Annotated in this window: 7 protein-coding genes; 4 read left to right on the top strand and 3 right to left on the bottom strand. The window is 64.0% G+C overall.

Annotated features, from left to right (window positions below):
* Positions 1-33 precede the first annotated feature (33 nt).
* Positions 34-600, bottom strand: coding sequence for a JAB domain-containing protein (locus AC099J_RS30110; RefSeq protein WP_479618997.1), 567 nt, complete (start codon positions 598-600; stop codon positions 34-36).
* 285 nt (positions 601-885) lie between these two features.
* Between AC099J_RS30110 and AC099J_RS30115 the strand changes: the two genes are divergently transcribed.
* Positions 886-1,098, top strand: a complete 213-nt coding sequence (locus AC099J_RS30115) for a hypothetical protein (protein ID WP_479618998.1) — start codon at positions 886-888, stop codon at positions 1,096-1,098.
* 48 nt (positions 1,099-1,146) lie between these two features.
* Here the strand turns inward: AC099J_RS30115 and AC099J_RS30120 are convergent, their stop codons facing one another.
* Positions 1,147-1,677, bottom strand: coding sequence for a hypothetical protein (locus tag AC099J_RS30120; protein WP_479618999.1), 531 nt, complete (start codon positions 1,675-1,677; stop codon positions 1,147-1,149).
* Positions 1,678-1,738: 61 nt separating this feature from the next.
* Positions 1,739-1,903 (bottom strand): hypothetical protein, encoded by a 165-nt coding sequence (locus tag AC099J_RS30125; protein WP_479619000.1) that lies wholly within the window; start codon positions 1,901-1,903, stop codon positions 1,739-1,741.
* 478 nt (positions 1,904-2,381) lie between these two features.
* Between AC099J_RS30125 and AC099J_RS30130 the strand changes: the two genes are divergently transcribed.
* The 3 genes from AC099J_RS30130 to AC099J_RS30140 all read left to right on the top strand — a co-directional run.
* A complete protein-coding gene (locus AC099J_RS30130; protein ID WP_479619001.1) occupies positions 2,382-2,930 on the top strand; it encodes a hypothetical protein in 549 nt (182 codons plus the stop codon).
* Between the two features lie 1,161 nt (positions 2,931-4,091).
* Positions 4,092-4,643: a PEP-CTERM sorting domain-containing protein gene (locus tag AC099J_RS30135; RefSeq protein WP_479619002.1), complete on the top strand. Its 552-nt coding sequence runs from the start codon at positions 4,092-4,094 to the stop codon at positions 4,641-4,643.
* Positions 4,644-4,825: 182 nt separating this feature from the next.
* On the top strand, positions 4,826-7,721 hold a 2,896-nt coding region (locus AC099J_RS30140), incomplete at its 3' end, for a peroxidase family protein (RefSeq protein ID WP_479619003.1).

The raw sequence follows: 7,721 nt of genomic DNA on the forward strand, positions 1-7,721 counted from the left end.
GCCGGGGGGGGGGCGGATCGGCCATCCGCCGCGTCACATCAGGCCACGTTCCGCAAAGGACACCAGCCGGTCGCCCGCGACCACGAAGTGGTCCAGGCAACGCACATCCACAAGCGCCAACGCGCTCTTGAGCGTGGCCGTCAGGCACTCGTCTGCACGGCTCGGCTCCGGGTCGCCGCTGGGGTGGTTGTGCGCGAAAGCCACGGCGGCGGCATTGCGGGCGAGCGCGGCCTTCACCACCTCGCGCGGGTAGACCGAGGTCTGCGACAGACTGCCGCGGAACAGCTCCTGCACGCCAATGATGCGGTGGTGCGCGTTCAGGAACACGACGATGAAGACTTCGTGCTCCAGCGCACCGCAGTGCAGGCGCAGCCATTCACGGAAAGGGCCAGGCCCGTCCATCAGCGGCAGGTCTTGCCAGTCCCGGCGCAGGTCACGCAGCAACAATTCCTTGGCGATGTCCAGCAGTTCGCGGACACGGTCGGCACGCGACGTGGTGGATGCTGCGCAGGTTTCACCGGTGCGGGGCACGCTGGCAGCGACATCGGGGGCCAGCAGGCGCTCGACCAGCGCGGTGCGGTGCAGTTGGGTCAGATCCATGGCGATCTCCTTGGGGTGGAAGTGGGCGAACGCCGTCCCCGACGGGGTGCGACGCCCGTGGGGGTGGATGGAATGCGCGGCAGAGGCCGGCACGGGGAAAACATCGCTCCCCTATGGAAGCGTTCGTGCTCGTCAGGCGTGTTGCCGCTGCGCCACGAGGGGCCGCAGCGATGGCACTGGACTGTCCCTGCACTGTCCCTGCAGAAATCTTTGCGTCGATGGGTGGACGAGCGCCACACAGAGCCCTTGCATCACGTCACCATGGTGGCTGGAAGGTCCACCACCATGCTCCGACTGGGCTCCAGCATCCGGCTGACGCACGCCGAGCGCGCACGTCTGCACCACCTGACCGACATCGCGCCGGAAGGCGTCCGCTCGCATGCCGATCTGCTGGACTACGTCGCGCAGTGCAAGGCGCACTACTGGGGCAAGTCGGAAGACCCGCGCTTCCTGCACTGGCTGATCGACCAGGAGCTTGCGCGTTGCCTGGAGAACTGAAGCGGCCGACCACCAACGGGGCGAACCCCGGAGGTGGCGGCGCGTACCTCAGCTGCCGTGGGCGGTTCGCACCGCTGGCGATGCCGCTGCAGGCGGTACTGCATTCGCAGGCGCGTCGGCGGGTGCCTGCACAGGCGCAGGTCCCGCGGCTCGACGCCGAAACGTTGCCCGTGCGGCAGGGATCGCCGGGTCGGAGGCCAGACGCCTGACCTGCGCTTGCGCTGGTTCATCAGCGCCGCCCGGCAGGCAGGCCAGCGCGACATCGGCCGTGCGTCCGAACACGCGGCGCACGGCAGCGAAGCTCCGCACCGTCACTGCGTCGACCAGCCAGCGCACACCGTTTCCGATGCGCTGGTCGCGCGCGACGCGTGCCTCGTGCAGCCGCAGGGATTCACGGCAGCACAGGTACAGCGCCAGGTGCTCGCGCTTCATCTCGGGGTCCAAATCGAGCTGCGTCAGGACTTCCGCCGCGATGGCCGGGTTGTGGCGTGCGCGTTGGTAGAACGACACCCAGGCGCGGTCCTCCTCGGACTGCACGCTGGGCCGTGGCGGACGGCTGCGGAACGTGTGGACGGTCATGGCGATCTCCTGTTGGGGATGCCGCGCCCGGACGTGGTGTCCGAGGTGCGGCCTTGACCGTTCAAAGCGGGCTGCACTCTGTGGCGACACCACTGGCGACGCGCGGCAGTGGCATCAACAGCGCCGGCACCGCATCGCGCGGCATCGGTGGGGCGGCATGTGCGGTGGCGCCCCCAAGCAGGTAGGGAACGCGACGCAGGGCCAGGTGGATCGGGACGGTGGACATGGGGTTCTCCTTTGCGTTGAACAAGGGAACGCCCATCCCCGGCGGGGACAAGGTCCCCGGTTGGGAAAGCTCCGGGCAAGCCGGAGCGGCGATCGGCTGGCGACGGAATGTGCCAGCACAAGGTGAAGACCTGCATCCGCAGACACAGGCCTTCGCTCGATGCCAGGCAGCGTGGGCTGCCGCAGCATGCGGTCGGCATCGGCACGGGGCCGACGACGCTTCCAGGCCACCGGGTGACGGCCAACCGGCACGGGGCCGGCATCTCCGAGGCAGGTGACGACTGCGACGCCAGCGAGCTGGACTTCAGGGCCACGGAGACGGCCGTTGAAGGCTTGGCGGACGCGATGTCCGCGGGAGCAAGGTCAGTATGGGGGCAGAGTGGGCGCCGGGCGTGGTGCGATCTGATTAGCCATGCGAGACGGACCACGGATCCGGGTCATCTCGACGCATGACGAGCGCGTCGGCGTTGGTGTGTCCAATGCACACTTCCCCCTTACTCGGCTCGCAGATGCCGAACACCCGCTGGAGTGCCTTGCCATTTGTGCTGACAAGACTGTCGGTCGTGTTGCCCGATTTTTCAATGATGTCGACTACCAAGGTCGATCGGCGCGATGGTGTTAAAGAAGCCCTGCTGAGCGCCGGCTTGTTCGAGACCGACAAGTGCGTGCATCGTACAGTGGGCCCTGGATTTTTTCCCCGGGTGAGGTACTGGTGTTCGAGGAACAAATTGATGTCTAGCGACGAGTTGCCTATCCGCCAACATCGGGAAAAGTACCGTGGCTTTTTTGTGGTCGCGACGGCAGTGACAACCGGCAGTCGGTACCGCTGCAACTGCGTGATCTTCCGGCCCGCTGCTAACGCAGCGAGTTTCAATTGCGAGGTCATCGAAGCGTTCGACACGCCAGAGCCCGCGTTGCGACAAGGTGCTGAGCATGCGAGGCGGGAAATCGATCGTCGGCTTGAAGTAGAACCAATCAGCAAATCGGTCGTCACCTTGGCGCGTCGGATTGACGATGATGTGCGTTAGCGTACGGCAGTCTGCGCGGGTCATCCCGGGGCCGCGGCGAACGTCGCCAAGGAGCATGTGCCGTCTGACGCCGCACGGCATCGACCTGCAGGCGCTATGCGATTGCGTGGTCATCGACTAACCGAACCGCGGCGCCAGCGATGCCGAGCATCGTTGACCGCGGGAGCAGCGCATTTGGGAGCGCGCGCAGCGGTGACAGTGCTGCTTCTCCCGATCCTATCCTTGCCGACAGCAGCATGTCGAAGAGTGGGCACACGCGCGAAACCGTTACGACGACTCGCCAATCTCGCATGATGCGGCGCCTGAGCGGCTACGAAGTCAAGAGGTTGAACCTACCTGCGCTGATTTAAGTCATTTTGAGAGCGGCGATCCAACCAGTCCTGTAGACGCGTTGCTGAATCTGCACTTGCGGCTCCCCGGCCCACCGATAGTTGCTGGCCCAGGCCCATGCCGTACCAGCCAATCTAACAAAGCGCACTGCGCCAGCAGGTCCAGTGACTTGCGTGCTCACGCGCTGACCTTCGAACGCGTAAGCCAGTGCGTGACTGCGGGGCTCAGGCGCAAGCGCACCAGTGGGTCGGGGAGCGTCTCGATGGCATCCCCCTCATCGCACAAAATTTGACGACGTTGCGACCATCGCACCAGCTTTGGCGGGCCATACACCGTCAAAGGTACTGGATCGGCAGGAAATCGCTTGGCGTCTGCGTCCGCTGTGAGGCTCGGTGCCGGCACCGATGCGCATGGACCCTTCCTGTAACGGGAACCTGGCCGCGTTCATCTGGTGACGCACTGAGCGCATCCCGCGGTCGCTGGTATTGGCCTGCACGAGCTGCGCGACCAACCAGCGAGACGCTCAGCGAGCTGCCCACGCATCAGTGCCGGTGCCGCGATGCACAGGTGGCTTGGCCATATCTGACGCCGCCGGCGTCGTTGTAATGCAACGTTTGCCGTGAACGTCAACATCCACCCCTACAAAAATTGTCATCAAAGTGCGAATTTGGCCCGAATCCGCGGTTTAAGTTCAACTTTCGCGTCGAAAAAGCTTACAACGTAAGACCTGTCTTACAAAGAAAGTGAGCGTATTCAGTCAGTTGCCTCGCTGGCATATGTTATGCATTGGCGCCTTGCCTGGTAATTGTTCTAGGTTAAGGACTTGCATTTATGAAAACACTTTCGTATGCACTGTGGCTCGGTTTGAGTTTCGGTTCGGCCCAAGCCAACACCATCACGTCCGACAGTTGCGCCTTGGGAGCACGCGACTTCTCTGTCACAGCGACGACAGTCGTGCAGTGCTTAGCGGTAGGCGCGGGCAACCTCACTGGGAATAACGACCTGTTCCAGCAGGCGAATGTGGGCTGGAGCTTCATCGATGCATCGAACAACAATGGCGGAGCGCATAACGGCTGGCTCACTGGCGTCGTGTCGGGCCTAAGCGGCAATTTCAATGTCAACGCCCTTGCTTACACCAGCTACGACCGCATCGCTATTGGCTTTAGATCTCAAGTGACGCAGTTCAATCCTGACTGGGCAGTGTTCGAGTTGGCTGAGAACACGCTCACAGGCACGTGGTCGATCTCAGGGCAACAACAGCTTACCCATGCGCGTCTTTATGGCTTTGGGACGCCTACTGCTGTGCCTGAGCCTGGATCGCTGGTATTGCTCGGCCTCGGTCTGTCTATCTTGGCAGTGCTGCGCCGACGCTCGCAAATCTGAACTTCCATCCCAGGCAAGTCGCAAACTTGGCTGCGTACCTGGGCTGATGTGATGACCTATTCCGGTACTACGACCGGTCATTTCTGCGAGTAGCCGGCTCGGGCAGGCTACTGGATTTGCTTCGTCCGGACGTCGCGTGGGTGTCCGGGCTGTCCTGTTAGACGCTTGTCGAGGGGAACAACATGGCTTCCTTGATCCGCTCCGATCTCGAGTTCATCTTTCAACAGATCCTTTTGGCCGAGGCACATGCTGCAGGTGCGGATCCAGCCAGCCTGGTGCCGAACACCTTCGCGCCGTTCGGGCTGCGCACGGTGGACGGCAGGTTCAACAACCTGATGCCCGGCCAGCAGAATTTCGGTGCAGCAGACAACCCATTCCCGCAGATGGTGGACCAGGTCTTCCTGAACGACGCCGATGGCGACACGTTCGGGCCGGTGACCAACACGAACTATGGCGCGACAGGCAATGTGGTCGATGCGGACCCACGCACCATCAGCAACCTGATCTCCGACATGACGAGCAACAACCCGGCTGCCGTCAGCGCGTTCGTGGAAGCGGGGCTCGGGAGCATCCGCGAAAGTGACGGTGCCCTGCTGGATCTGGACGGCAACGTGATTCCTACCGGCACGCTGCTGAGCATCCCCAACGTGGCGCCCGACGAAGGCCTGTCGGCACCGTTCAACTCCTGGTTCACCTTCTTCGGGCAGTTCTTCGACCACGGCCTGGACCTCGTCAACAAGTCCAGCGTCGAGACCATCTTCATCCCGCTGCAACCGGACGACCCGCTCTATGTCGAGGGGTCGCCGACCAACTTCATGGCGGTCTCGCGGGCGACGCGAGACGCCAACGGCGCGCAGACCAACCAGACGACGCCCTTTGTCGATCAGAACCAGACCTACACCTCGCACGCATCGCACCAGGTCTTCCTGCGCGAATACGTGCTGGACGGGTCGGGCCGGCCGGTGGCCACCGGCAAGCTGCTCGATGGTGCCGACGGTGGCCTGGCCAACTGGGGCGAGGTCAAGGCGCAGGCCCAGGCCATGCTCGGCATTGCGCTGGACGATGCCGATGTGCACGACCTGCCGCTGCTGGCCACCGACGCATACGGAAAGTTCATTCCTCACCCGATCACCGGCTTCGCGCAGATCGTGTTGCGGGCCGACCAAGTCAACGGGCCGCTGGATCCAGACAACAACGGCCTGGCCTCGGGCACACCGGGGTCGCCCATCGATGCCAGCGCCGCCCTGCGAACCGGCCACGCGTTCCTGAACGACATCGCGCATGCGGCGACTCCCAACGCCGGCCTCCTCGCCGATGCCGACGGCGTGGTCAATGCCGGGCCCCAACCCGCCGGCACCTACGACAACGAATTGCTCGACCGCCACTTCATCACCGGCGACGGCCGTGGCAACGAGAACATCGCGCTGACCGCCGTGCACCATGTGTTCCATTCCGAGCACAACCGCCAGGCCGAAGAAATCAAGGCGACGATTCTGGCGACGGGCGACGCCGCCTTCATCGCGTCGTGGCAGCTGCCCGGCGGCGCATGGAACGGTGAACGCATCTTCCAGGCCGCCCGCTTCGCGACCGAAATGCAGTACCAGCACCTGGTCTTCGAAGAGTTCGCGCGCAAGATGCAGCCGGCGATCGACGCGTTCCTGCCCGAGACCAACTACGACACCACGATCAACCCGGCCATCGTCGCCGAGTTCGCGCATGCGGTGTTCCGCGTCGGCCACTCCATGCTGACCGAATCGGTCGACCGCTTGTCACCCGGCTTCGTGTCGTCCGACATCACGCTGATCGACGCATTTCTCAACCCGATCGAGTTCAACGACGACGGCGCCCTGAGCCCCGAAGCAGCGGCCGGCGCCATCGTGCGCGGCATGACCCGCCAGGTCGGCAACTCGATCGACGAGTTCGTCACCGACTCCTTGCGCAACAGCCTGCTTGGCCTGCCGCTCGACCTCGCCGCGATCAACCTCGCGCGTGGCCGTGATACCGGCGTCCCCACGCTCAATGCGGCACGCCGCGAGTTCTACCAGACCACGGCCGACCCGCAACTCAAGCCCTACACGAGTTGGACCGATCTGACCCACCACCTCAAGCACGAGGCCTCAGTCCTGAACTTCATCGCAGCCTACGGCGTGCATTCCGCGCTCAACGCTGCCGATGTCGACACGCTGGCAGATAAGCGGGCTGTCGCGGCCGCACTGGTCTTCGGCGGCGACGCGGTGATCAACGCAGGCACTGGGGATGAGCGCACCTTCTCTGCGGACGAAGATGATCGCCTGGCCTTTCTGAACAGCACCGGCATTTATGCCAGCAACGCAAACGGCGTGACGATCACCGGCGTCGATGCCATCGACCTGTGGATCGGCGGCCTGGCCGAGAAGACGATGCCCTTCGGCGGCATGCTGGGCTCGACCTTCAACTTTGTCTTCGAAAGCCAGATGGAGGCGCTGCAGAACGGCGACCGCTTCTACTACCTGTCGCGCCTGGCGGGCACGAACTTCCTCACCGAAATGGAGAACAACTCGTTCGCCAAGCTGGTGATGTTGAACACCGACAACACGCACCTGCCTGCAGACATCTTCTCCGCGCCGGGCTTCACCCTCGAGGTCAACCAGGCGCTGCAGTTCACGGGGCTGGGCGCGGGGCTCAACGGCGACCCCGTCGGCGACGGCGAGTCCATGATTGCGCTGGTCATCCGCGACAACCCGGGCACTTCGGGTGCCGACCCCAACTACCTCCAGTACACCGGTGGCGACCACGTCGTGCTCGGCGGCACGGCCGGCAACGACACCATCATCGCCAGCATCGGCGACGACACGCTGTGGGGCGACGGTGGCAATGACCGGCTCGAAGGTGGCGACGGCAACGACAACGTCGAGGGTGGCGCGGGCGACGACATCATCACCGACCGCGGCGGCGACGACGTGCTCAAGGGCAACGAGGGCCACGACGTCATCCACGGCGGCAATGGCTTCAACCTGATCATCGGCGGCAGCGGCAGCGACTTCATCGTCACGGGCGAGGATGTGTCGGAGGTCTTCGCCGGCCAGGGCAACGACTTCG

The sequence above is a fragment of the Rhodoferax sp. RT4P68 genome (assembly GCF_056521305.1).

Excerpts from the sequence above, each read along its gene's own strand:
- AC099J_RS30115 (WP_479618998.1), top strand. The coding sequence starts at position 886 with ATGCTCCGACTGGGCTCCAGCATCCGGCTGACGCACGCCGAGCGCGCA.
- AC099J_RS30110 (WP_479618997.1), bottom strand. The coding sequence starts at position 600 with ATGGATCTGACCCAACTGCACCGCACCGCGCTGGTCGAGCGCCTGCTG.
- AC099J_RS30130 (WP_479619001.1), top strand. The coding sequence starts at position 2,382 with ATGCACACTTCCCCCTTACTCGGCTCGCAGATGCCGAACACCCGCTGG.
- AC099J_RS30135 (WP_479619002.1), top strand. The coding sequence starts at position 4,092 with ATGAAAACACTTTCGTATGCACTGTGGCTCGGTTTGAGTTTCGGTTCG.
- AC099J_RS30120 (WP_479618999.1), bottom strand. The coding sequence starts at position 1,677 with ATGACCGTCCACACGTTCCGCAGCCGTCCGCCACGGCCCAGCGTGCAG.
- AC099J_RS30125 (WP_479619000.1), bottom strand. The coding sequence starts at position 1,903 with ATGTCCACCGTCCCGATCCACCTGGCCCTGCGTCGCGTTCCCTACCTG.